The 21,816-nt window shown below is 41.4% G+C and carries 25 protein-coding genes; 5 read left to right on the forward strand and 20 right to left on the reverse strand.

Features of this window, described 5'->3' with window-relative positions; genetic code table 11:
* Positions 1–55: 55 nt before the first annotated feature.
* The 5 genes from B9Y67_RS17700 to B9Y67_RS17720 all read right to left on the reverse strand — a co-directional run bounded on the left by B9Y67_RS17700 (position 56) and on the right by B9Y67_RS17720 (position 4,372).
* Entirely contained in the window at positions 56–1,090 is a 1,035-nt protein-coding gene (locus tag B9Y67_RS17700) for an NAD(P)H-dependent glycerol-3-phosphate dehydrogenase (RefSeq protein WP_085508702.1), read from the reverse strand.
* Positions 1,091–1,109: 19 nt separating this feature from the next.
* Positions 1,110–2,420, reverse strand: coding sequence for a ribosome biogenesis GTPase Der (gene der, locus B9Y67_RS17705; RefSeq protein ID WP_085508703.1), 1,311 nt, complete (start codon positions 2,418–2,420; stop codon positions 1,110–1,112).
* Positions 2,421–2,691: 271 nt separating this feature from the next.
* A complete protein-coding gene (locus tag B9Y67_RS17710) occupies positions 2,692–2,883 on the reverse strand; it encodes a capping complex subunit for YIEGIA (RefSeq protein WP_085508704.1) in 192 nt (63 codons plus the stop codon).
* Positions 2,883–3,773, reverse strand: a complete 891-nt coding sequence (locus B9Y67_RS17715; protein ID WP_085508705.1) for a YIEGIA family protein — start codon at positions 3,771–3,773, stop codon at positions 2,883–2,885. Before B9Y67_RS17715 ends, B9Y67_RS17710 begins: the two co-directional genes overlap by 1 nt.
* Positions 3,770–4,372, reverse strand: coding sequence for a YphA family membrane protein (locus B9Y67_RS17720; RefSeq protein ID WP_139823840.1), 603 nt, complete (start codon positions 4,370–4,372; stop codon positions 3,770–3,772). The genes B9Y67_RS17715 and B9Y67_RS17720 overlap by 4 nt, the downstream gene beginning before the upstream one ends.
* A gap of 104 nt (positions 4,373–4,476) precedes the next feature.
* Here B9Y67_RS17720 and B9Y67_RS17725 point away from each other — a divergent pair, with 104 nt between their 5' ends.
* Positions 4,477–4,584: a YpzI family protein gene (locus tag B9Y67_RS17725; protein ID WP_085508707.1), complete on the forward strand. Its 108-nt coding sequence runs from the start codon at positions 4,477–4,479 to the stop codon at positions 4,582–4,584.
* Between the two features lie 39 nt (positions 4,585–4,623).
* Here the strand turns inward: B9Y67_RS17725 and fni are convergent, their stop codons facing one another.
* The 7 genes from fni to sleB form a co-directional block, all read right to left on the reverse strand.
* Positions 4,624–5,649 (reverse strand): type 2 isopentenyl-diphosphate Delta-isomerase, encoded by a 1,026-nt coding sequence (fni, locus tag B9Y67_RS17730; RefSeq protein ID WP_085508708.1) that lies wholly within the window; start codon positions 5,647–5,649, stop codon positions 4,624–4,626.
* A gap of 13 nt (positions 5,650–5,662) precedes the next feature.
* Positions 5,663–6,805, reverse strand: a complete 1,143-nt coding sequence (gene rpsA / locus B9Y67_RS17735) for a 30S ribosomal protein S1 (RefSeq protein ID WP_085508709.1) — start codon at positions 6,803–6,805, stop codon at positions 5,663–5,665.
* 90 nt (positions 6,806–6,895) lie between these two features.
* Complete coding sequence (locus B9Y67_RS17740; protein ID WP_085508710.1) at positions 6,896–7,486, reverse strand: lysophospholipid acyltransferase family protein; 591 nt, start codon at positions 7,484–7,486, stop codon at positions 6,896–6,898.
* 12 nt (positions 7,487–7,498) lie between these two features.
* On the reverse strand, positions 7,499–8,170 hold the full coding sequence (cmk, locus tag B9Y67_RS17745) for a (d)CMP kinase (protein ID WP_085508711.1): 672 nt from the start codon (positions 8,168–8,170) through the stop codon (positions 7,499–7,501).
* A 318-nt stretch (positions 8,171–8,488) separates the two neighbouring features.
* Positions 8,489–9,145 carry a flagellar brake protein gene (locus tag B9Y67_RS17750; RefSeq protein ID WP_085508712.1) on the reverse strand — a complete coding sequence of 219 codons (657 nt, stop codon included), beginning with the start codon at positions 9,143–9,145 and terminating at the stop codon, positions 8,489–8,491.
* 93 nt (positions 9,146–9,238) lie between these two features.
* Positions 9,239–10,582: a germination protein YpeB gene (ypeB, locus tag B9Y67_RS17755; RefSeq protein WP_085508713.1), complete on the reverse strand. Its 1,344-nt coding sequence runs from the start codon at positions 10,580–10,582 to the stop codon at positions 9,239–9,241.
* Between the two features lie 12 nt (positions 10,583–10,594).
* A complete protein-coding gene (gene sleB / locus B9Y67_RS17760; RefSeq protein ID WP_254901866.1) occupies positions 10,595–11,395 on the reverse strand; it encodes a spore cortex-lytic enzyme in 801 nt (266 codons plus the stop codon).
* Positions 11,396–11,481: 86 nt separating this feature from the next.
* Here sleB and B9Y67_RS17765 point away from each other — a divergent pair, with 86 nt between their 5' ends.
* Positions 11,482–11,799 carry a hypothetical protein gene (locus tag B9Y67_RS17765; RefSeq protein WP_139823841.1) on the forward strand — a complete coding sequence of 106 codons (318 nt, stop codon included), beginning with the start codon at positions 11,482–11,484 and terminating at the stop codon, positions 11,797–11,799.
* An 18-nt stretch (positions 11,800–11,817) separates the two neighbouring features.
* On the opposite strand, the gene prsW is transcribed toward B9Y67_RS17765, so the two are convergent.
* Complete coding sequence (gene prsW / locus B9Y67_RS17770; RefSeq protein WP_085508716.1) at positions 11,818–12,486, reverse strand: glutamic-type intramembrane protease PrsW; 669 nt, start codon at positions 12,484–12,486, stop codon at positions 11,818–11,820.
* A gap of 87 nt (positions 12,487–12,573) precedes the next feature.
* Here prsW and B9Y67_RS17775 point away from each other — a divergent pair, with 87 nt between their 5' ends.
* Entirely contained in the window at positions 12,574–13,545 is a 972-nt protein-coding gene (locus B9Y67_RS17775) for an asparaginase (protein WP_085508717.1), read from the forward strand.
* 75 nt (positions 13,546–13,620) lie between these two features.
* On the opposite strand, the gene B9Y67_RS17780 is transcribed toward B9Y67_RS17775, so the two are convergent.
* The 7 genes from B9Y67_RS17780 to B9Y67_RS17810 all read right to left on the reverse strand — a co-directional run bounded on the left by B9Y67_RS17780 (position 13,621) and on the right by B9Y67_RS17810 (position 21,166).
* Entirely contained in the window at positions 13,621–14,598 is a 978-nt protein-coding gene (locus B9Y67_RS17780) for a YpdA family putative bacillithiol disulfide reductase (RefSeq protein ID WP_085508718.1), read from the reverse strand.
* A gap of 165 nt (positions 14,599–14,763) precedes the next feature.
* Entirely contained in the window at positions 14,764–16,035 is a 1,272-nt protein-coding gene (locus tag B9Y67_RS17785; protein WP_085508719.1) for a Glu/Leu/Phe/Val family dehydrogenase, read from the reverse strand.
* 147 nt (positions 16,036–16,182) lie between these two features.
* Entirely contained in the window at positions 16,183–17,109 is a 927-nt protein-coding gene (locus B9Y67_RS17790; protein WP_085508720.1) for a D-alanine--D-alanine ligase, read from the reverse strand.
* An 809-nt stretch (positions 17,110–17,918) separates the two neighbouring features.
* Positions 17,919–18,521 (reverse strand): genetic competence negative regulator, encoded by a 603-nt coding sequence (locus tag B9Y67_RS17795; protein ID WP_085508721.1) that lies wholly within the window; start codon positions 18,519–18,521, stop codon positions 17,919–17,921.
* An 82-nt stretch (positions 18,522–18,603) separates the two neighbouring features.
* A complete protein-coding gene (locus tag B9Y67_RS17800; RefSeq protein WP_085508722.1) occupies positions 18,604–19,506 on the reverse strand; it encodes a MerR family transcriptional regulator in 903 nt (300 codons plus the stop codon).
* A gap of 94 nt (positions 19,507–19,600) precedes the next feature.
* Positions 19,601–20,374: a metallophosphoesterase gene (locus tag B9Y67_RS17805; RefSeq protein WP_085508723.1), complete on the reverse strand. Its 774-nt coding sequence runs from the start codon at positions 20,372–20,374 to the stop codon at positions 19,601–19,603.
* Between the two features lie 159 nt (positions 20,375–20,533).
* Positions 20,534–21,166, reverse strand: coding sequence for a CBS domain-containing protein (locus tag B9Y67_RS17810; RefSeq protein WP_085508724.1), 633 nt, complete (start codon positions 21,164–21,166; stop codon positions 20,534–20,536).
* A 141-nt stretch (positions 21,167–21,307) separates the two neighbouring features.
* On the opposite strand from B9Y67_RS17810, the gene B9Y67_RS17815 reads away from it, so the two are divergent.
* On the forward strand, positions 21,308–21,532 hold the full coding sequence (locus tag B9Y67_RS17815; protein WP_085509235.1) for a spore coat associated protein CotJA: 225 nt from the start codon (positions 21,308–21,310) through the stop codon (positions 21,530–21,532).
* The gene (locus B9Y67_RS17820; RefSeq protein WP_062446436.1) at positions 21,532–21,792 is read left to right on the forward strand and encodes a spore coat protein CotJB; all 261 of its coding nucleotides are present in this window, start codon (positions 21,532–21,534) and stop codon (positions 21,790–21,792) included. Before B9Y67_RS17815 ends, B9Y67_RS17820 begins: the two co-directional genes overlap by 1 nt.
* Positions 21,793–21,816: the final 24 nt, after the last annotated feature.

The raw sequence follows: 21,816 nt of genomic DNA on the forward strand, positions 1-21,816 counted from the left end.
ACATTCAACATATCATATGCATCAGAGGGTGTATTGTGAGGGATTAACAAGATGTTTATGGCTGTTCGCCTAATAAATTACTCAAGTCTTCCATTTCATGTCGTCTGCCCCTGGTCATCAGTTGGTCGACGACATCTTTTGGTTTTGCGTCTTCAAAAAGTATACGATAAAGGCCATTCGTAATCGGCATCTCTACCTGCTGCTCTTCAGCAAATTGGTAGGCGGCTTTGGTCGTTCGTACTCCTTCAACGACCATTCCCATCTTATCAAGCACCTCTTCTAAATCATTCCCCTTGCCCAATAAGTTGCCCGCTCGCCAGTTCCTGCTGTGAGGGCTGGTACAGGTGACAATCAAATCACCAACTCCTGATAAACCAGCAAACGTCAATGGATTGGCGCCCATTGCCACTCCGAGCCTCGTGATTTCCGCAAGACCCCTGGTAATCAGAGCTGCCTTGGCATTATCGCCATACCCTAGACCATCCGATATCCCGGCACCAAGGGCTATGATGTTTTTCAGAGCCCCGCCCAGCTCCACGCCTACCAAATCAGGAGAGGTATAGACACGGAACCTTTCGTTGATGAATAGATCCTGGACGGCTTCGGCTTTTTCCAGATTTTCTGAAGAGACGGTCACCGTTGTCGGCTGACGCCGGCTAACCTCTTCCGCATGACTCGGCCCGGAAAGGACAACAATTGCCTCGTACAGCTTATCAGGCATTTCCTCTGCTATCACTTCCGAAACCCGCTTATAAGTAGAAGGCTCAATGCCTTTTGATGCATGCGTAATCGTCACTGGGTGATCGATTACCTCTGCTAATTGCTGGCACACTTCCCGCATTGCTTTGGTGGGTACTACCAGTACGATATGAGATGCACCATAGACCGCTTCAGCCAAGTCATGATGAGCTTTAATAGACGAAGGGATGGTAACCCCTTCTAGATATTTCGGGTTAGAATGTGTGCGGTTCATCTCTTCTGCCTGCTCTTTTCGATGTGTCCACAAACTGACATCATGCTTATTATCTGCAAGTACAAGAGCTAAAGCTGTGCCCCAGCTTCCGGCACCAATTACTGCTACTTTTTCCATCGTCCTTCCGCCCCTTTCTTTAATTACGTCTTCTGGCAAATATTTTAATAGGCGTACCTTCGAATCCAAAGGCTTCCCTGATGCGGTTTTCTAAAAAACGTTCATAGGAAAAATGCATCAATTCCGGATCATTGACAAAAACGACAAAGCTTGGCGGCTTTACAGAAACCTGGGCCGCATAAAACACTTTCAATCTTTGGCCCTTTACGGTTGGGGCAGGGTTCATAGCCAATGCATCCATAATCACTTCATTTAAAATATTGGTCTGAACTCGTTTGGCATGATTTTCACTAGCCTTCAGCACTTGAGGCAGCAGTGTATGCATGCGTTTTTTCGTTTTTGCAGATAAAAACACGATAGGGGCATAATCAAGGTACTGAAAGTGTGCCCGCACTTTTTGTTCAAACTCTTTCATGGCTTTTTCGTTTGTTTCGACAGTATCCCACTTGTTCACGACAATGACGACTGCTTTCCCTGCTTCATGCGCATAGCCGGCAATCTTTTTATCCTGTTCGATAATCCCCTCTTCAGCATCGATCAATGTCAAAACAACATCAGAACGTTCTATTGCTTTCAGTGCGCGGAGGATGCTGTACTTTTCTGTGGTTTCGTAAATTTTTCCTTTTTTCCGCATTCCTGCTGTATCAATGATTACAAAGTCTCTTCCTTCTTTTTCAAAAGGAGTATCAATAGCATCCCTGGTAGTTCCAGCTATATCGCTGACAATCACTCGTTCCTGACCAAGCAAAGCATTGACTAAGGAAGACTTACCTACATTCGGCCTTCCTATCAAGCTGAAACGAATCGTATCATCATCTTCTGACTCTACAACTTTTTCAGGGAAATGGTCTACAACTGCATCCAGCATATCTCCCAAACCAAGTCCGTGAGTACCTGATATTGGATAAGGTTCACCAAAACCAAGAGAATAGAACTCATAAATATTTTCTCTCATCTCCGGGTTGTCAATTTTGTTTACCGCAAGTACTACCGGTTTGTTGGACTTGTAAAGTATTTTTGCGACTTCCTCGTCCGCTCCCGTAATACCATCCCGGCCATTGACCATAAAAATGATGACATCTGCCTCATCAATGGCCACCTGAGCCTGCTCCCTCATTTGTACCAGCAATGGCTCATCACCAATTTCTATCCCACCGGTATCAATGATGTTGAAAGTAGTGTTCAGCCATTCTCCTTGAGCGTAAATACGATCTCTTGTAACTCCTGGAATATCTTCTACGATGGATATTCTTTCACCAACAAGGCGGTTGAATATCGTTGATTTACCTACATTCGGTCTGCCTACGATGGCTACGACTGATTTTCTCATGAAAGGTAACATCCTTTCTGCCTGACATTATATCTTTATTTTTTGAACTCAAAGCAGTTTATCAGCATGCGTGATATGCAATATACGACATTAAAAAAAGGAGGGAACTTCAAGAGATGATTGCCGGCGCATGATCATCCTGCCGGTGTCACCCTTCTCTTAGAGTCAACCCCCCTGACTGACTATCCACTTTATTTTGCAGGAAAAGTCTCCTTTTCCATACTTTGTACGTAACTATTCTAGCAAACAAGTTGTCAAGAGACAATCTTTTTCAATGTTTTACGATGACATACAAATCTTTACTTAATGCATGGGCAATGCCATCGATAATGGCTTCCAGATTAGCAGCTACCATTTCTAATTCTTCCTGGGTCTCACAGTAAAATATCGGCATGCCGCCCCCAACCCTATCTCTTGAATGGTCCGTCGTGACAGCAGCTAAAATAGACTTTTCGATATTCATTAGTTTTTACCCTCCATTTCCGGTCGGGTTTCTGATGGCATACGGATGGCATTCTCTAAGACTGGCACAGCTCCAATCGCTTTGATGGCACGGTCAATATCCTGATCCTGCGGTAATATGAAGACACCGATTCTTCCATCGTCTAAATCCCTTTTGATCAATGGGACAAGTGCAGGCGTACCGGAGTCCCTGAACACTCCTAAGGTAACTGATACATCATGAAGAATAGCTTGTCTCTGGCCAAGATTGGCGATGGTTGAACGAACATTGAAATTCTTTGGTTCCAATACAAAGCCCATGCCATATTTTAAAACCTCTTCCTGTCTGTCCGGAAGTCCGATATTCATGATATAAATATTATCTACATATAAGCCTGCTCCATCAAAATGCGGCTTTACATATTTGATATTTACAATGTCCTTTAAAGTAGAACCAGTCATTAATTTTTTCGAAATTAAGTATAATACCACCGCTGTAGCGGCTGCAGCCCAAATATTCACAGCTAAATAAACCAAAGTGGTCAGTAATGAAGTAATAATAACCAGATAATTTCGACCTTCAAAAGCTACGGCTATGCCTTCGATATACGTCTTGCCTCGAGGTACCAGTTCAAATTCATCCAATCCATTCATCGTATTTCTTTCCATGTTACGCACTTCACGAAATTGAGAGGCAGCCAGTGTGAGAAAAGTAACCGCCGTAAATTCCTTTTCCATAATCGAAGGCACAGCAAATGTGCCCAGGGAAGCCGCAATGAACCCTAAGGAAATATGAATCACCTTACCATGCAGGTAGGTGGGATATTGGCGATAATCCGTCCGTAACATGAGTAGTCTCATACTTGTACCAACAATGATTCCGAATAAAATAGGATAAGTATATTCATTCATTGCCCAAAACGCTCCGTTCTCCATTTTATTTTATATGCCGCTTTCATAACCTTGTGTTTAAGATGTTGCAAGGCAAGCAGCACAAGCGAGAGAAATACCCCTTTTATCAGAAACAGCAGATCACTAATATGGCCTATGGAATGCATCAGCCCATAAGAAGTCAGGATATAGCCACTCAATAAATTGCCGGTGGATGCAACAAAAACGTACATCATCATACGCTGCCACGGATGTTTGGTCATTACCGTTAGCAGCAGCAGGAAAAGAATCATTACAATTGTCTGGGCAGGGAATATCAACCATACAGGATTTATAAAAAGAAATAAATGGATACCAGCAAGCATGATACCGAATGTCACCAGATAACTCATCTGCCATAACGTGACCTTAATTTTAAAGAGAAACAATAGTGCGCTCGCCCATATAAACATTAAAGCCAAGGAGAGGTTTGTTTCTGCCAGGGACAGATAACGTTCAGAAAGCAGGAGAAAAATCAGCAGTCCAGTGGAAAACTTTGTACGCCAATAATCATCTTCATAAAAAAAGACCACAGCTATCCATACCATCCAGCTGAACCAATAAAATAATGCTGTTTCCACTTGTCCTACTCCCTTTCTTTTTAACATTATGGATGGAAGCATAAATATTTAAACCTCATAGATTAAATTTGCCCGGGAATAATAAGAAGCGAGGAGGGATAGCTATGGGAAAAGATCGTCAAGAATCAAAGCTAAAAAAAGAAAGAAGAGTAGAATCAGACCGTGATGTCAAAAAAGCAAAAAAAGGTACTACTTCTGTTGAATCGAAATGAAAAAGCTGCCTCTAAAGTTACTACTTTAGAGGCAGCTTTTTAATGGCTGCGTTGGGCCATCCATTCTTTTGTTTTACCTGTCAGAATATAAGCTTTTCCAGCTAGCCCATGCGGTTTATCCGCATTAAGCAGCATCATCGTCACTTTCAGTTCATGATGGATAGATTCAATGCGTTCTATCAGTGCTTCCTGCCCCGAAGTGACTAATACCTTCAACAACCCTCCGGCCATTCCGAACATTTCAGCTCCTAAGATAAGTGCCTTTGCCCCATCAAGCCCATGCCTGATTCCTCCGGAAGCAAAAATGTGAGACCCAGGATAAGTACACTGAACTTCCAGGAGAGAGACCGGGGTAGGTATCCCCCAGTTTTCAAAGACATGTAAGGGGTTCTCTCTTCTCTGGTTTTCCACTTTAGAAAAGTTAGTGCCGCCTCGCCCTGCCACATCAATATACCGGACACCTGCTTCTTTCAATAAAGCAGCAGATTCCATAGACATACCATAGCCAACCTCTTTGACAATAACGGGTACTGGCAGTCGAGCAGCAATCTTCTCTATGTTATTCAACCGTGCCGAAAAATTTCTGTCCCCTTCCGGCATAATCAGCTCCTGCAGTGTGTTTAGATGGATCTGTAAGGCATTTGCTTCTAACATATCGACCGCCTGATTTGCGTGCTCAAGGCTAGCTTCACTGCCTAAATTAGCGAAGATATTGCCCTTTGGATTAGATTTACGAACAACTTCGTAACTTCTTTTTTCTTCCGGGTTTTTCAAGGCGGACATTTGGGAACCAACAGCCATCGCAATTCCTGTTTCGGCAGCAACCTCAGCTAACTGCCGATTGATATCTTCGGTTTTCTTTCCACCGCCACCCGTCATAGCATTGACAAAAAGAGGCGAACTTAATGAAAGTTCGCCTACTTCTATATCTAATCTCAGGTCATCCCACGATAAACCGGAAATGCTCTGATGAACGATTTCAATATCATCAAAGTGGTTCTGTGGTTCTCTGGAATGACTTAGTGCATGACGTATATGGTCGATTTTACGTTTTTCTCTCGACATATCTTTTCACCAATCAGTTTTTATATTTGTCTAGTTTATCTCCAATCATGTCACCCAATTGAAAACCAGAGTGGTCGTCTTCTTTTTCGTACTGCTTCAGTTCCTGACGATCTTCCTCACGTTCCAATTCCTTGATACTCAACGACAGGCGCTTGGCATTCTCATCAACATCAAGGACCTTGACCTTCACCTGCTGACCGACTTCCAGTTCTTCATCAGGTGTACCAATATGACGGGTTGCGATTTGAGAAATATGAACAAGGCCTTCCACCCCTGGGAATACTTCAACAAAGGCACCGAAGTTCACCAGGCGCTTAACTGTTCCTTCAAGCACTGCTCCACGTTCTACACGCTGTTCCAAGTCGTGCCAAGGTCCAGGCTGTGTTTCTTTGTAAGATAAGGAGATACGTTCATTGTCTCTATCCACAGAAAGAACCTTCACTTTGATTTGCTGGCCTTCTTCTACGACATCAGAAGCCTTTTCCACATGTTCATGGGAAAGCTGGGAAATATGAACCAGCCCATCAATTCCGCCAAGGTTCACGAATGCACCAAAATCCGTGATTCGTTGCACGGTACCGTCTACCACTTGTCCTTCTTCTAAAGAATTCAGCACTTCCTGCTTCTTGCTGGATTCTTCTTCCTCAACGACAGCACGATGGGACAGGATCACGCGGTTTTGTTCGCGATCAAGTTCTACCACTTTTAGTGTCAAAGGTTTTCCTTTATATTCATCAAAGTTTTCTACATAGTATGTTTCAACTAAGGAAGCGGGAATAAATCCGCGCAGGCCGACATCTACTACAAGTCCACCTTTAACGATATCTTTGACCTCTGCTTCAAAGATTTCTCCGCTTTCATATTTCGCTTCCAATTCTTCCCACGCCTTATCAGCATCTACTGCACGTTTGGAAAGAACGATTTCGTCGTCTTCTACTTTTTTGACTTGAAGCTTGATTTCATCGCCTTCACTGACGACATCAGAAGCCTTTTCTACATGAAGGCTGGATAGTTCACTGATTGGAACAATCCCTTCCACTTTATAGCCAACATCGACAAGAACCTGTTTTTCTTCAACTTTAACTACTTTTCCTGTCACGATGTCACCAGTAGAAAATTCCTGCATTCCTGTTACTTCTTGATTCATTTCATCCATACCAAGCTACCTCCTTCAAAATCCGACACTACTTCACTTCAGAATGTCCTTTTGTCTAACTTCTAATATTTATAAGAATTTGTCAAGTAATTAACCATGTATTTTTGGGTTTTTTGCTAATTTTTCGATTTCTTTCATAATCATATCTGTCGTCTCTCTGGCTGAAGCTTTATTTTCCCGATAGCTTGACATGTCTATCGGCTTTCCATATACGACCCACAGACGTTTGAATGGCTTATAAGGACCGATAATCGCACAAGGCACAATCCACGCTTCTGAACGGAGTGCAAAAAAGCCTGCGCCTGCCAACCCTTGACCGATCTCTCCGTTTTTACTTCTTGTCCCTTCTGGAAAAAGACCTAATGTTTCATTCTGCTCCAAAATCTTAAGACCGCCTCTTAAGGCGTTGCGATCTTTCATTCCTCTTTTAACCGGAAAAGCATGTACTTTTCTAAGAATCTTCCCAAAAAATTTATTTTTGAAAAGTTCTTCTTTAGCCATAAAATGAATATTACGTCCACTGGTAATTCCCACAACAGGTGGATCTAGGTTAGAAATATGATTAGAGCAAATGATAACCGGACCTTCTTTAGGAATATTTTTTTTGCCCACTACCTTAATACGATAAAGCGGATATAAAAGGACCGTAAATAAAAGTTTCCCCACCTTATAGAGATTCATAACCTATACTCCTCACTCTTTATTTTTGACAACTTCGATGATTCGCCCCACCACTTCATCTATGTTCAATGAAGTGGTGTTGATTTCAACTGCATCATCCGCTTTTACTAATGGTGCCACCTCACGTTGCGAGTCAATCTCATCGCGTCGTCTTATTTCTTCTTTTAATTCTTCTAAATCAGAAGAAAAACCTTTTTCAATATTTTCTTTATGTCTTCTCTCTGCCCGTTCTTCTACAGAAGCTATCATAAAAATCTTCACTTCAGCATCCGGAATTACATGGGTGCCAATGTCCCTGCCGTCCATTACCACACCGCGCTTTGCTGCCAGCTGCTGCTGCCTCTCGACCATTTCTTCCCGTACCTTTCTATGTTTAGCAACAATCGAAACTTGATTCGTGACTTCTTGTGTACGAATCGACTGGGTAACATCTTCTCCATTTACATAAACGTGTTGCCCATCATTCTCCATTTGCAACAGTATCTCACACTCCTGAAGCAATTTGTGAATGTCTTCTTGTTCTTCCAGGTTCAAACCTTTTTTTAGTGCGTACCATGTCAGAGCTCGGTACATCGCTCCGGTATCAATATAAACATAACCCAGTTGATGAGCAACTCTTTTGGCTACCGTACTTTTTCCAGCGGCAGCTGGTCCATCGATCGCTATTGCCAGTTGTTTCTCCAAAACCTTTCACCACTTTCCTGCCATAATGCTTTCTGTTTAATAGTACATCTGTTTTGTTTGATTTTTTGCTTTCTGACGCAACGCTAACCTTTCCTGAAATACAAGAAAAAACGCCTTTCCCAAAATAAGAAAGCGCGCTTTTTTCAAATTCTTTCACATGTGTTATTAGGTTTGTATCCCTACGCGTCTTTTACCTATTATTCAATTCGTACTTCAAAATCATAACATAACGTCTGCTTATAAATCCATTACCTATACCCGCTTCTATGGGAACATTTTTTGCCCGGTCAAGAGTTCAGGTATATGTCCATAAATTTGTCAACGTACCCTCTTCCCTTTCATATATAGCTGTCGTTCAAAACAGTATTGTATGATTGTCTGCCTGCTGCCTTCAGTAATATTATGGAACTCCACGGAAGCTGACTCACGTTCCATGCCTTTACCTTTGAAAACCCGTACAACTTCAGCTTTCGCATCTATATAGTGTACATCCCCTGCTTTCATATGGAAAACAAACAATATTTCCACCAAGTTTCCTGGTGCGCATTCATGTCTTTCCGGTAATACTATTGCCGCCCCTCCGCCACTGATATCGGTGGTAATAGATGTAAAAGAATCTTTACCCCGGCTTTTAATAGCAACGTCTACAGCGGTTTCGATGCGGACATACTTCCTTCTTTGTATCCGTTTGAATTTGTTTTCATCCGGCAGATGAAAAATTAATACTGGTATTTTGAATTTTTTCTTTGCAATCATGGATGTCTCAAACATATAAACGCTTTGGTCTTTTCCTACAAAACGAAGATTGAATGGTGTACCTTCGTGAATAAAAACTGTCTTTCCTGATTTTTCACCACTTGGCAAAGATAAAAATAAATAACTTCCTTTTATATCAACCACTTTGCTTTTATATAATTCATGAGAAGTATGATCTGTATGTAACAATTCAAGTGTAACAGGCGTCCCTATATCCACTATACCACCACTTCTTTCCGACTAGGAATTTTGACTGGTTCTATTATCTCAAAAAAATAAAAAAAGAGAAAGATGGTAAGCCCATCTTTCTCTTTATACAGCCCTGGAGAACTTAATTTCAGTAGCTTTTAGACGTTCCACTTTTTCTTCGGTACCATCCTCTGCATTAATGAAGATTCGGTAGGTATTATCACCCAGTGTGCCGAGAAATTCGTAGGTCAATACTTCTTCTGCCAAATCATTCTCTATAATGGCCATATGCTGTTCCTGAATTTTTACGTCGGGATTAACACTTGACCTGGCTTCTTCTTCAGAGATACCTGTTTCAGGTATGTCGCGTTGGCGATGATTCATAAAATAATCCTTTGCAGACATCCCTAACATGTCTCCACTATCCAATGCGACTTTCACCTGGATAGCATCAGGATAGATTCTTACACCATCCTGACTTGCTACAAAAGAATATACTCCTTCTTTTTCATATTGACTACTTTGAACCAGCTCCCTATCCGGGAAATCAAAGGATTGAAGATAATCATTAGCCTTCAATGCCCCTTCATGAAGACTGATTTTTGTATCCTTCACCGGGCGCTCTACCATTACCGTCAAAGGATGTCCTCCTTTTACTGACATATCAATATAACCGTTTTTATCTCCATCTTGATAAGAAGCCATCCAAGTCTGTACATCCGCCCCATCGCCTGTTTTGGTCATATTAATTTTTTGTTTGTCTTTAATATTAAATATTTTCTTGGCTGTTTCCTTTGCTTCTTGTTCACTGATTTCCTTGCCATCTAAACCTTTGAACTCATGATTTTCATCGGCTATCCCGATTATATTGCTGCCATTGTTCTCTTCCCCAAAACCAGCAACACTTTTTTCTACGGTTTCAAAACCATCGATGATGGTATTATCCCCCTGAGCATCATTGGTTGCTAAAGCAAGCTGCACGTCCATCCAGCGCAGGTTCTCCTCCAGTACCGTATGCTGGACCTTTCTTAGTTCATCCTTAATGGTACCGCTTTGCTTATAAAGGTCTTCCAGCATGGTTACTTCTTCATCAGATAACGGTTCATCACTCAAATTTCGGATAGCAGTTTTATAACTGAAATCACCGATATCATGAAGAAACTCTTCTGTTTTATTGAACGGAAGCAAGGTCAATGGAAGCTGTCCGACATCCGCCTGGGCTTCTGAAGTCAATCGCCATATTTGAGCAAGTTCTGGAGAAAGTCTTTTTTGGGAATTCATGGCGAGTACATTACCGATCTTGTCATGTAATAGATCGGTATGATAGGTCAAATCATGAAAAGCTCGCTGATACGTATTTTCTGCCTGTATCAGGATTGCATTTTTATCCTGATGTTCCTTGTAACCCCACACCCCTGTTCCAACTACAACAATAGCCAGTAAAGAAATCAATATCCATCTTTTCATACGTCTCACCACCTATTTCGCAAAAATGTGTTTTCCTATCTTTTTAATTTGTGGTCTGCTCCAAATCCAGCCTGAAGTTGCCGTGTCAGGGTTAAAATAATAAATGGCTTCGCCAGAAGGATCCCAGCCATTAATGGCATCCATAACGGCTCTTTTTGCTGTTTCATTCGGAGTCAGCCAAATTTGTCCATCTGCCACTGCAGTAAAAGCCCTCGGTTCAAAGATTACACCCGCGACTGTATTAGGGAAGGTAGTACTGTTTACACGATTTAAAATAACTGCGGCCACTGCTACTTGCCCCACATAAGGCTCGCCCCTGGCCTCTCCATATACCGCATTAGCCATTAACTGGATATCATTTTGAGAATAACCATTCGGGATGTTTACAGCAGTATTACTCGGTTCTTCCGCTTGTTGTTGACCACCTTGTTGCTGTCCTCCCTGCTTCTGCTTTTTAGAGTCTTTTACTTGTTGCTCTTTTGGGACGCCGCCATAATAAGAGAAATCCTTACCTTGTCTAATTTGTTCCTTAACAAAACCTTCATCGTATTGACTGGCATTCACCAATTTCTGCTTGGTTGACTGGCCGGCCAGCCCATCGATTTCCATACCGAACTCATATTGAAAGTTTCTTAACGCCCAGTAGGTCCCCCAGCCAAAGACACCATCGATTTTCCCATTGTAAAAACCTAAGTATTGCAGTCTGGCTTGCAATTCGATAACATCATCACCAACCGCTCCTTGCTGGATCACTTGATTCGAAAAAGCATCCGCCTGTTCAGTTGGGTAGGAAACTACGATGACGCCTGCCATCAATACCGATAAAGCTGTATAAAAAATCGAACGCTTTATGCTCATTTCTCGTTCTCGCCTCCTGGATACTATAGTCACTAATGCTAATGATAGCTTTTGAAACTCCAGAAGTTTTATACATAAAATTGACGACGATACTATCTTCTTACAAATTTGTCATAAAACAAAAAGAAGCTTATTCAAAGTCCAATGGAATAATAGTGCATGGTGAGATCCCGCAGGGCTTTAGCCCGAGGAAGCTCACCGAACGCCCATGGAAAGCGAGTAATTTCCCTGACCTCCAGACACTCTCAACCGTAATGGGAACAACAACTCTCGAAACTGAGTCTTCAGCAATTGGGAGCTTAAATGCAAGAACAACGTTGAGATTTAATGGAGACAAAAATAAAACCATGTCATTATAGACATGGTGGATATTGAACTTATTCAGCTTTCGAGTGAAGGTTAGCAGAGTGGTGATTGGCCAATCGGATTTTACGTATTCCGATAACCCATAGACCAGCCATAAAAGGGATCATAAGATAAAGCCAGGCGTTAGAAGTGGTGGTAAGAATCATATCATATAAACCGTGTAAAGCAACGGGAATAAATAAAGCTAAAGTTAAACACATTTTTGTTCGAGTCGTATTGAACTTAGCTTTTCCAATATAATAGCCCATCAGAATTCCAAACAAGGCATGAGAGGATACTGGAAAGATCGCTCTCCCCCATGCATACTGGGTACCATTTGCAAGAAGATAAATGATGTTCTCAACTGTTGCGAAACCCAGACTTATCGCGACACCATAAATGATGCCGTCATAATGGTGATCAAATTCTCTATGTTGATAAACAGCGAATAAAAATATAAACCATTTAACAAACTCTTCAAGCAACCCCGCTAATAAAAATGAGTGGACGTAGGGCGATTGTAATAATCCTTCGATATTAATAGCATATTGTATAAACATGGTTGGAAATACAAGCAGTGCTCCAAGTATGAAAGTGCGGATGATCAAAGGGAGCGGCTCTAATTCTATTCGTTTATTAAAATAGATGAACGTCATGATAGCTGCAACCGGGGCGAGCGCTAACGTTAAAAGAGATACCATTGTCTGCTCCTCACTTTCCATCCAGGTAATTTAATCGTATCATGGAAAGGAAGGAAACGGAACAATAGAAAAAGAAGGTGATAAGTAATGAAACGTATAATGATCCTCCATACTGGCGGAACTATATCTATGAAAGAAAACAAGGTTACAGGCGAAGTTAATACTGAGGGCAGACACCCTTTACAGGAAATTAATGACATGCTCAAAGACGAGGCAGAAATTGAAGATGAGGTGCTTTTCTATATACCATCCCCTCATATGACACCTTCTCATATGCTCCAATTAGGGAGAAGAATCCATGAAGTACTTGCGTCAGGGAAATTTGATGGGGTTGTCATCACTCATGGTACAGACACACTTGAAGAGACTGCCTATTTTTTAGACCTTTTCTTACAAACGAGAAAACCTATAGTTATGACTGGCGCTATGCGATCCAGTAACGAAATTGGATCTGATGGGTTATATAACCTGCTGAGTGCTATTCGTGTAGCGACGTGTGACGAGGCCCAGGATAAAGGTGTACTGGTGGTGATGAATGATGAAATTCATACAGCAAAAAACGTAACAAAAACCTCGACAAGCAATGTAGCTACATTCCAAAGCCCCCAGTATGGGCCAATAGGAATTACTACAAAAAAAGATGTGTTTTTTCATCATAAATTAACCAGGCATGATTCCTATCCAATTCAAAAAATTGATAAAAACGTGGCGTTGGTAAAGGCCTATGCCGGCATGGACGGTTCTATCTTCGATGCGCTTAGGAACACAGAGGTTGACGGACTTGTCATCGAGGCACTTGGACAAGGAAACTTGCCACCAGCAACGGTAGCTTCTATAAAAAAATTGTTGGAATTGAATATTCCGATTGTACTTGTTTCCCGTTGCTATCAGGGAATAGTCCAGGATACCTACGGTTATGAAGGCGGTGGACGAAAATTACGAGAAGCTGGAATCATTTTTGCAAATGGACTGACGGGACCTAAAGCAAGAATTAAACTGATGGTGGCGTTGGAAATGACTAACAATCCGACAGAGCTGGCACCGATGTTCGATTATTAGAAAAGATAATAGTCTAACCCTTAATAAACGAGCTCAGAGTTTACACTCTGAGCTTGTAACAATTCATATAGATAATTATTTTTTTGCAGCTATTGCATTTGCAATGTGTGCACCATGATGGCGACCGTTTTCGATAAAGATTTCATTATTATTATAGCCGGCAGCAATCACACCTGCGATATAAATCCCCGGTACATTGGTTTCCATGGTTGCTTCATCGAATGACGGCCTGCCTGTTTTTTCATCCATATCCACGCCCATTTTGGTAAGAAAACTATGGTCCGGACGATAGCCAGTCATCGCAAAGACAAAATCGTTAGGAATTTGCTCTTCCTTATCATTACATGTGAAGACAACGTAGTTTTCGCTAATCTTTTTTACTTCTGCGCAAAACCTCATATCAACGATACCTTTGTTGACCAATGCTTCAAATTCCGGAAGTATCCAAGGCTTAATACTTTTTGAGTAATCTTCCCCACGATAGAGTACTGTCACGTGTGCCCCTGCCTTCACTAATTCCAGTGCAGCATCTACAGCGGAATTTTTCCCGCCAATAACTACTACATTCTTTTTAAAATAAGGATGAGCTTCTTTGAAATAATGCTTCACCTTATCCAGTTCTTCACCTTCGATATTCATCATATTAGGTTGATCATAATAGCCTGTGGCTATGATGATATCCTTAGCCTGATAAATATCAGTTTCCCCACTGTTTTTCTTCGTATGAACTGTGAAAGTTGTTTCTTCTTTTACCACTTGGGTCACCCGCTCATAGGCGTTCACCCGTAATTCCTTACGCTCAGCTACTGCTCTATAGTAAGCTAAAGCCTGATTCCTGACAGGCTTCTGTCGTTCAGTTATGAAAGGCACTCCTCCAATCTCCAGTTTTTCACTGGAACTGAAAAAAGTCTGGTGGGTGGGATAATTATAGATGGAATTGACAACATTCCCTTTTTCTATCAAAAGTGGTTCAATCCCTCGTTCCTGCAGCTCTATGGCAGCACTCATTCCACATGGTCCTGCCCCGACAATAATTACATCTTCCTGTTGCACTCATGCTCACTCCTTAACAAAAAGAAACCCGAAGAGTCTATCCAAACTCTCCAGTCCTTTCATCTTCAAGCTTTCACTCGTTATATAGTATATTAAACACGCTTTATCAAAATAAAATATCTCCTACCATACTACATGATAGGAGATATCAAGCTTATAATCAACTTAAACCCATCCACGGAAACGAGAGGCTTCTGCCATTTTACGCACGCCTACCATATAGGCGGCGAGACGCATATCCACCCTTCTAGTCTGGGCAGTGTTATAAACGTTATTAAAACCTTTGATCATCACTTTATAGAGTTTCTCTTCTACTTCTTCTTCTGTCCAATAATAACCTTGATTATTCTGTACCCATTCAAAATAAGAAACCGTGACACCACCGGCTGAAGCCAGCACATCAGGCACTAACAGAATACCCCGGTCTGACAGAATCTTAGTTGCTTCCAAAGTTGTCGGGCCGTTAGCAGCTTCTACAACAATCGGTGTTTTGATGTTATAAGCATTGTCTTCTGTAATCTGGTTTTCAATTGCTGCCGGTACAAGAATATCACCTTCCAGTTCCAACAGCTCCTGGTTCGTAATCGTATTTTTAAATAAATTGGTTACCGTTCCAAAACTGTCACGGCGATCCAATAAGTAGTCAATATCCAGCCCATCCGGATCATGAAGAGCGCCATAAGCATCGGATATACCGATCACTTTTGCTCCTTTATCATGCATGAATTTCGCCAGAAAACTTCCAGCATTACCGAACCCTTGAACAATTACACGGGCCCCTTTCAATTGGATGCCTTTCTTCTTACAAGCTTCTTCAATACAAATGGTTACACCTTTAGCCGTAGCGGATTCCCTGCCGTGGGAACCTCCCAGCACAATCGGTTTACCTGTTATGAAACCAGGATTATTGAATTCATCAATTCGGCTATATTCGTCCATCATCCATGCCATGATTTGTGAGTTTGTGAAAACATCAGGAGCCGGAATATCCTTTGTCGGTCCTACTATTTGACTGATGGAACGTACATATCCTCTACTTACCCCTTCCAACTCACGGAACGACATTTCACGTGGATCACAGACGATACCGCCTTTCCCTCCGCCATATGGGAGATCAACAATACCAGCTTTCAGACTCATCCAGATAGAAAGTGCTTTTACTTCCTTTTCACTGACATTCGGGTGGAAGCGGACTCCACCTTTTGTCGGTCCTACGGCATCATTGTGCTGCGCTCGGTATCCCGTAAAAATCTTGATGGACCCATCGTCCATCCTCACAGGAATTCTAACGGTCATCATTCGCACAGGTTCTTTCATCAGCTCATACACTTCCCCTGGATAACCCAGTTTATCCAGTGCTTTCTTGACTACAGACTGTGTCGACTTTAAAACATCCAACTTATCGTTTACAGAATCTGCTGGCTTATCGGCTACCATCAGTTTACCTCCTATATGTCCATTCACTATCATTATCAACTATGCTTTCAGTGATTAGTATACACTTTCAAAACGAATATGCAAGCAACAAAATCGTATTAAAAAACAGCTTTATTATAGTAATGAAAACGTTTTCGACTCATGCTATCATTTTGATGTGGAAAGCTCAACAAATCGCTCGACCATCTCTTCATAACTCCAGCCGATTTTATTGGCAGAATCCGGAAAGAGACTTGTCGGTGTCATTCCAGGCAGCGTATTAACTTCCAGAATTATAGCTTCATGTTCATTCGTTACAATGAAGTCTACCCGGGAGTAAACGTCACATCCCAATAATTGATGAGCCAGTACCGAGTGCTTTTGTAGTTTTTCAGTCATCTCTTCTGGCAATTGCGCAGGCACTATATGTTCACTTCCACCTGGTTTATATTTGGAATCAAAATCATAATAATCGCTTTTAGGAATGATTTCAATGACAGGTAACGCTTTTTCTTCCCCTTGTTTTCCTACCACAGGTACTGTAACTTCTCTGCCCGCTATATAGTCTTCCACAAGGATCGTATCATCTGATTCGCCCGCTTTTTTGACACCTTCTTCAATCTCGGTAATATCTTTAACGATCGTCAGCCCTAATGTGGACCCTTCCTGGTTCGGTTTAATAACGAAAGGAGGCTTGAAATCTTGCTTAATCGCTTCTTCTATGGCCCGTAGATTATCGTTTTCTACCCGATATGTTTTGCTTCTTGCAGTCGCTATGCCATATTGACTGAATATTTGCTTCGATTTTGCTTTATCCATGGCAAGTGCTGAGGCAAGTACACCTGAGCCCACATACGGGATGCCAAGCATATCAAGTAACCCTTGTATCTTTCCATCTTCACCAAAGCGGCCGTGCAGACCGATGAAGACAAGGTCTACATCCAATTCAAGGATTTCATTCAATCTATCAGGGTGGAAATCGATATCCACTACCTCATGTCCATTTTTTTTCAATGCATTTATGATTCCTTTTCCAGTCGATAAGGATACTTCTCTTTCTCCGGAAGTACCACCATATAAAACAGCTATCTTCAATGCATACACTCCCTCAACTTATACCTTCTTACATACTTATTCCCTACAATAGTAACATGTTCACTAAAAACCTTCTATCTAATCTTAATAAATTGTCTCTGTAAAAGATTGTAGTTGATTTTTCTTTATGGGCATATTCAATTAAAGGGACGAAAAGTCGAAGACTTGATTTCGAGATATCTACGGTTCTTTACCATAAAAGTGTCAGGGGCGGCTGGGAAACTACTCGCTTTCCCGTGGGGGGAACCGGCAAGCCTCCTCGGTCGTTTTCACTCCCTGTGGGGTCTTGCCTAGTCCCTTCTCCCGCGGGAGTCTCGCAGTTTCCCTGCCACCCCATCCGAAGGATGGGAGAAAAGAACCCCTGTTATATTGCAGATGTCTTCTACTTTTAATGGATAATTGAATAAAGACGCGGTTTTAAGCTCACATTTCATGCATAGCTCACTCTTGGTTTGAAGAACGATATACCGATGTTTCCGTATCTCTCATAAACGCAAGGAGGTCCGGGAAATTGCGAGACTCCAGTGGGATGGACATGAGTGGTGAGATCCCGCAAGGCGAAGCCTGAGGAAGCTCACCACATGCCCACGGAAAGCGAGTAATTTCCCGGACCTCCACACCGTTACTACCGTAACGGAAACAATTTATCTCGAAACTGAGTCTTCAATTAAAGGGAGCTTATCTGGAACATCCACATTGAGATTCAGCAAAGCCAATAAATTAAAAAAACTTATATCTTAAGGACTTATTTATGGAATGAGAGAACTAACCTTCTATAAACACAAAAAATGAACGGTACTGTTATCCGTTCATTTATTGTAGGAATGTGGCTTTATGAAATAATCAAAGACCTGCTTCGCTGCATCATTTTCCATCACGATTTTTCCATATTCTTTAAGCCTATGGGAAGTCACAATGCTTGGTGTTCCGAATTCTGACATTAAAGCTATAACCTGTTCCCTGTTTAAGTCTTCTATGTCTTCTTCTTCTAATTTCATATAATAATAATCACCGTAATGGATAATACTTCCCCCTTCAACACCAAGATTGTATAATCGGCGGGAGACTTGTATGATATCTTCAAATTCTATGAATGAAAAGATTAATTCCTTACTCTCATCCAAAGTTACTTTCATTTCGATATAGTCTTCATCCTCATCCTGGTAGTCACGTTCTGTCTGGGTAACTACGATGAACATCCCTTGCGCTTGAAGAAGATAGACCTGTACAAGCAAAGTACCATCCAGTTCAAAACCAAGTTCATCACTTGCTTCATACATCATATCACTGAATAATTGATGCACGCGGGGTAAATCATGCCATAAATCTTCCTTAGTCAACCCTCTCTCAATCAAATCATCGAAGGTAAGGAATATTTTAAACTTGTCGTTTGACATTCGTTCCAAACGCATTCCATCGCCCCCTGAAAGCTATCGGTTTATCTTTATCTTATGCTATTATTCAACTTTTGGTGCTCTTTTATCCCGGTATTACTCATCTTTGGTCATCCAACCATTTTAGCCACTCTTCCCTGGTGGTACCGACTAAGAATCGGTCTGCTTTGGCTTTTTCATCAGGTTCCAATTGATCAAAAGCATAACCCCCAAGGCCAATCCGCATTTTAGGATAATTTTTTTGGATAGTTTCCGCCAACATAATAGTAGCTGGTACATTTTTCTTTAACGTGGTTGATAAAAAGACATATGCAGCATCCACTTCCTTTAATATTGGATGTATATCTCCTTCTGCTATGCTTTGGCCAAGGTAAATGACCTCATAACCCTTTCGTTTCAAAAACAGAGCGAATATCAAAAGTCCAAGTTCATGCTTTTCGTTCGGTCCGCATACTAATACGGCCTTTGGCAGATAAGGTGCTGCTGGTATCGATAATAATAACATACCAATTCTTGATCTAAGAAAACTGCTGGCAAAGTGTTCATGAGCACTCGTTATTTTGTTCTCTTCCCAAAGCGCTCCTACCTTGATTAAAAGGGGCGATATGATTTCAATAGCTACCTTTTCAGGAGTATATAAACTAAATGCGTAATCAAGGTGTTGCTGAGCTGCCTTTTCATCAAAAGACAGTAAAGCTTCCAATAATTCTGCAGATTTTTTTTCGGGTTCATTATCCTGACCAGTTTCTGGCTCGTTTAAAGTTTCCCCTTGATTATTTTCATAAAGTGAAACCGCCTGCGATATAGTAAAACCATGATTGACTTTAGCAATCAACCATTTCAGTATCCGTACATGATGGTCTGTATAGAGTCGATGACCGGCATTATTTCGTACAGGCCGGATGATTTGATACCGCCGTTCCCATGCTCGTAATGTACCAGGCTGGATCCCTAACATATTTGAAACAGCTTTAATGTTGTATTTTCCCTTTTCCGTTGCCATGTGCCTACCCCCACTGTTTTGTTTGTATTAATTATATCCAACAGTAGTGGGCTGTGCAAAGAATGTATATCAACTATATAAGTTTTGCATAAAATCAATCTGAGATCGTTAAGATATGACATTCTGCTCTTGTTCCTAACCGAAAAGGAATCAATCGTGTTCCGTACCCTTCACTGATAAAAACAGGAATACCATTTACAGATTTCATGCCGCCGCGTTCACTTAATCCTAAGCCCATAAAACGTATCTGACCACCATGAGTATGGCCACTTAGGACGAGGTCGACTTGCTCTTGTTGCTCCTGGGGTAATTCTTCAAACATCGACGGATCATGAATTACCATTATTTTGCATCTGCCAGTTGCACCTTCAAATGCAAATCCGCTTTTTCCCTCATGATGCAAGTAAGGATCAATACCAAGTATGTTGAAGGTATCTCCAGCTTCTGATTCAAATTGTACAGCACTATTACCGAGTATATGAACGCTTTCATCCAGTAGCATCGCATCCAGGTCATGATAATCCCCTTCATAGTCATTGTTACCCCAAATAAAATAAAGCGGGGCATTCAATTGCTTCAGCCGGGTGATGTTTTCCCGAACATTTTCCAGTGGGACACCGCGTTCCATCAAATCTCCTCCAATTATAACCATATCTATAGAAGAAATAGCGTGGATGGTTTGGTTATCGATGATCCGGCGGTGAATATCGGAGATGAAAAAGATACGAACTCCATCAAAAGAAGAAGGGAAATTTCGTATAGGGAGTACCCGTTCGTCAATGAAATCTGTGTTAGCTTTGCGATACATATGAAAAACGAGTAATGCAGCTACTGTAATTAACAGTATTAGGATATATACAAATGTCATGCTTACTTCCACGCTCCTGCTAAATCGACTAGTAAATTATTGGCTAAATGGATGTTACCATCATACCAGCCAAGGAATTTTTCTTCCATTATCACCTTTTTTTTCATGAAAAAACCCCTTCCCGACCAACATATGTCAGAAAGAGGAGAAAAAGAAGGGTTAAACTTCTTTTATATCAAGCACCCGAAACCCTGTTTTTTCAAGCTTTTCAGTAAATTTGTCAATATTGTCATTGGGATCCACTTTTAAAACAATTCGACGGGCCAGTTTGTCCGTTTCATCAAATGTAGCTAAAGAAATAACATTTTCATGATATTGTTTCAATATATCTCCCAGCCGCTCAATTCTGCCGGCTGATTCTTCAGATGTGAATGCAATCCTAATTCCTTTTCTTTTCACACCAAAAGCACTCTCGAACTGCTCCAGTACATCAGCCCGAGTCACCAGTCCTAAGAACTTCTTACTTGAATCGACAACTGCAATTACAGGAAAGCCAGCAAAAACAGGCAATGTCCTTTCAAACACTTCGTCTTCTTTAATATATAAATTTCTCATTTCAACTAAGTCGCCAGCTAACGTTTTCTCCAGGTAACTATCTCTTGTTTGATCGCTTTCAAAGAATCCTTTATAAATCGTTTCCTTAGATAACATTCCCACAAAAGTGGTTTCATCAAGAACCGGAACGGCCTGTATATCATGTTTTTCCAGTAGGGCTATGACAGACTTCAAGCTGTCATGTTTTTGTGCACACTTACATTCATGGGGGGGCTTCATGATACTTTTGACAAACATTCTCATCACTCCAACATTTAATAATGACTACTTTAATTATAATTCGACTAAGGAGGACAAATTTCCTTCTTTAATTAGGGTATAGGACGACCTTTCGTGTACATACAATTGCAATAGTCTCCGTTAAGGAAGGTGATGATGATGTACACCCAGCAGAAATGCTACCGACCTTTCCATAGTCCGATGGATCCCTGCCCTCCAAGGGAAATCAAATGTTATTCTACCCCGCCACATTTATACATGCCCTACCAGCCACCGGGATTACAACAGTTCGACCCCCGGGTTGCATTAAGAAAAGGGACATTATGGCCAGCCCTATTTGATCCTTATCCGAAAAAGAAGCCCTACAGAGAGGAGGGGAAATAATGGCGACCATCCCTCCTGAATATTACCACCAGATGGAGGCAATTCAGGCCGTGGACTTTGTATTAGTGGAATTAACCTTATATTTAGATACCCATCCAAATGATCAGGATGCGATCGAACAATTCAATGCCTGCGCCCGGGAAAGTCGCAGGCTGAAAAAGAATTTTGAACAGCAGTTCGGTCCATTGATGCAGTATGGAAAAAGCTATTCCGGTGTACCATGGCAATGGAAAGATAGCCCCTGGCCATGGCAAGTATAAAAAAGAATTTTAAGCGGAGGTGAT

Source organism: Thalassobacillus devorans, from assembly GCF_900176565.1.
Taxonomy (GTDB): Bacteria; Bacillota; Bacilli; order Bacillales; family Halobacillaceae; genus Thalassobacillus; species Thalassobacillus devorans_A.

Excerpts from the sequence above, each read along its gene's own strand:
- der (WP_085508703.1), bottom strand. The coding sequence starts at position 2,420 with ATGAGAAAATCAGTCGTAGCCATCGTAGGCAGACCGAATGTAGGTAAA.
- B9Y67_RS17820 (WP_062446436.1), top strand. The coding sequence starts at position 21,532 with ATGGCGACCATCCCTCCTGAATATTACCACCAGATGGAGGCAATTCAG.
- B9Y67_RS17725 (WP_085508707.1), top strand. The coding sequence starts at position 4,477 with ATGGGAAAAGATCGTCAAGAATCAAAGCTAAAAAAAGAAAGAAGAGTA.
- B9Y67_RS17740 (WP_085508710.1), bottom strand. The coding sequence starts at position 7,486 with ATGAATCTCTATAAGGTGGGGAAACTTTTATTTACGGTCCTTTTATAT.
- ypeB (WP_085508713.1), bottom strand. The coding sequence starts at position 10,582 with ATGAAAAGATGGATATTGATTTCTTTACTGGCTATTGTTGTAGTTGGA.
- B9Y67_RS17795 (WP_085508721.1), bottom strand. The coding sequence starts at position 18,521 with ATGCGTTTGGAACGAATGTCAAACGACAAGTTTAAAATATTCCTTACC.
- B9Y67_RS17810 (WP_085508724.1), bottom strand. The coding sequence starts at position 21,166 with ATGTTTGTCAAAAGTATCATGAAGCCCCCCCATGAATGTAAGTGTGCA.
- B9Y67_RS17765 (WP_139823841.1), top strand. The coding sequence starts at position 11,482 with ATGATAGCTTTTGAAACTCCAGAAGTTTTATACATAAAATTGACGACG.
- sleB (WP_254901866.1), bottom strand. The coding sequence starts at position 11,395 with ATGGCAGGCGTCATCGTAGTTTCCTACCCAACTGAACAGGCGGATGCT.
- B9Y67_RS17815 (WP_085509235.1), top strand. The coding sequence starts at position 21,308 with ATGTACACCCAGCAGAAATGCTACCGACCTTTCCATAGTCCGATGGAT.
- B9Y67_RS17700 (WP_085508702.1), bottom strand. The coding sequence starts at position 1,090 with ATGGAAAAAGTAGCAGTAATTGGTGCCGGAAGCTGGGGCACAGCTTTA.
- prsW (WP_085508716.1), bottom strand. The coding sequence starts at position 12,486 with ATGGTATCTCTTTTAACGTTAGCGCTCGCCCCGGTTGCAGCTATCATG.
- rpsA (WP_085508709.1), bottom strand. The coding sequence starts at position 6,805 with ATGGATGAAATGAATCAAGAAGTAACAGGAATGCAGGAATTTTCTACT.
- B9Y67_RS17715 (WP_085508705.1), bottom strand. The coding sequence starts at position 3,773 with ATGAATGAATATACTTATCCTATTTTATTCGGAATCATTGTTGGTACA.
- fni (WP_085508708.1), bottom strand. The coding sequence starts at position 5,649 with ATGTCGAGAGAAAAACGTAAAATCGACCATATACGTCATGCACTAAGT.
- B9Y67_RS17785 (WP_085508719.1), bottom strand. The coding sequence starts at position 16,035 with ATGGTAGCCGATAAGCCAGCAGATTCTGTAAACGATAAGTTGGATGTT.
- B9Y67_RS17800 (WP_085508722.1), bottom strand. The coding sequence starts at position 19,506 with ATGGCAACGGAAAAGGGAAAATACAACATTAAAGCTGTTTCAAATATG.
- B9Y67_RS17775 (WP_085508717.1), top strand. The coding sequence starts at position 12,574 with ATGAAACGTATAATGATCCTCCATACTGGCGGAACTATATCTATGAAA.
- B9Y67_RS17805 (WP_085508723.1), bottom strand. The coding sequence starts at position 20,374 with ATGACATTTGTATATATCCTAATACTGTTAATTACAGTAGCTGCATTA.
- B9Y67_RS17710 (WP_085508704.1), bottom strand. The coding sequence starts at position 2,883 with ATGAATATCGAAAAGTCTATTTTAGCTGCTGTCACGACGGACCATTCA.